We start from the raw sequence: 1,174 nt of genomic DNA, 5'->3' as shown, positions 1-1,174 counted from the left end.
GTTTAAGTGCAACAGGAAGCAAGCTTAAAGGACCAGCAACTGTTGATGGCAATGCGATTTATACAAAAGATGAAGCGGATATTTCTCTTCAAAAAATACGCAATGATATTGCGAAATTAACGAAACACACCATGCTTACTCCTCTTGAGATTCTCATAACAGAAAGTGGACCTATTTCATTACCCGATGGTGTGACCAATAACACCGATATTGAAATATGGGCGTGGGGTGGCGGTGGAAGTGGTGGAGGTAATACTGGCGGCGGCGGCGGTGGCGGTGGCTGCGCGCGCATTCAAATCAAAGGGTCTCAGCTTAAAAACTCCAAAAATGTCCAAATTGGTCGTGGTGGCAAAAGTGGAAATGGTGGGAAAACAATTATTGAAGGATTGCTTATCGCAGGTGGTGGTGGTGCTGGCAGTTATAATAGCTATGGCAATGATGGTAGTATAGGAGATAGATTCAGTGGGGGAAGTGGTGGCAGCTACTCCTCTAATAGCACTAGTTCAAATGGAAGTGATTTTACTTTTAGGGGTGGTGGCGGTGGCACTTATGGGAAAAAAACAGGAGGATCCGGTGGACACGGTGGGAACTCTACTTTCGGTGGTGGTGGAGGTAGTAGTGGGGATGTAGGCGGAAAAGGAGGTTACAGTGGGAAAGGAGGAAATGGTGGAGATAGTGGCAACAATAAAGCTGGTGGCGGTGGAGGCTATTTCCGCGGAAAGAACGGTGACGAAGGCGGTGACGGCGGCGATGGAGCAATCTTGTTGAAATTTTTTATCTAGGAGTACTTCATGGAATATGCAGTTGTTGAAAATGGTGTGGTAACAAATATTATTGTCGCATCAGAAGATTATGTTCATACCTTTGATGGTGAAGCTATCCCTTCAAAGGAAGCACAAATCGGCTGGACTTATAAAGACGGCGTGTTCTCTCCTCCCGTGGTGGATGAAAGCACAAAACAGCTTTCATCTACCGAAATGGTAGAGAAAGATCCACCCGTAGAGCCCATAAAAGAACCGCAAGAGAAAGATGATCAAGCCTAGGTTATACGGATGCTTATTGTACAAAAGCTTAAAGGCTCGTATGATTTTCTTTCTTTAAAATCCTTTTAAAAGCTCTTTCAAAATCCTTTAAAGCGGTTTTTTGACTGACAGTGTCAGGCTTATGGAACATG

Annotated in this window: 2 protein-coding genes; both read left to right on the top strand. The window is 44.5% G+C overall.

Translation table 11 applies throughout. The features are described from left to right. On the top strand, nucleotides 1–782 hold a 782-nt coding region (locus ABD915_RS09720; protein WP_486303704.1), incomplete at its 5' end, for a glycine-rich domain-containing protein. A 9-nt stretch (nucleotides 783–791) separates the two neighbouring features. Next, nucleotides 792–1,043 carry a hypothetical protein gene (locus ABD915_RS09715; RefSeq protein WP_345117752.1) on the top strand — a complete coding sequence of 84 codons (252 nt, stop codon included), beginning with the start codon at nucleotides 792–794 and terminating at the stop codon, nucleotides 1,041–1,043. Nucleotides 1,044–1,174: the final 131 nt, after the last annotated feature.

Source organism: Bartonella jaculi (assembly GCF_039543045.1).
GTDB lineage: Bacteria > Pseudomonadota > Alphaproteobacteria > Rhizobiales > Rhizobiaceae > Bartonella > Bartonella jaculi.
Note: the sequence above shows the minus strand (reverse complement) of the source record. Positions and strands in the feature narration are given on the sequence as shown.

Excerpts from the sequence above, each read along its gene's own strand:
- ABD915_RS09715 (WP_345117752.1), top strand. The coding sequence starts at position 792 with ATGGAATATGCAGTTGTTGAAAATGGTGTGGTAACAAATATTATTGTC.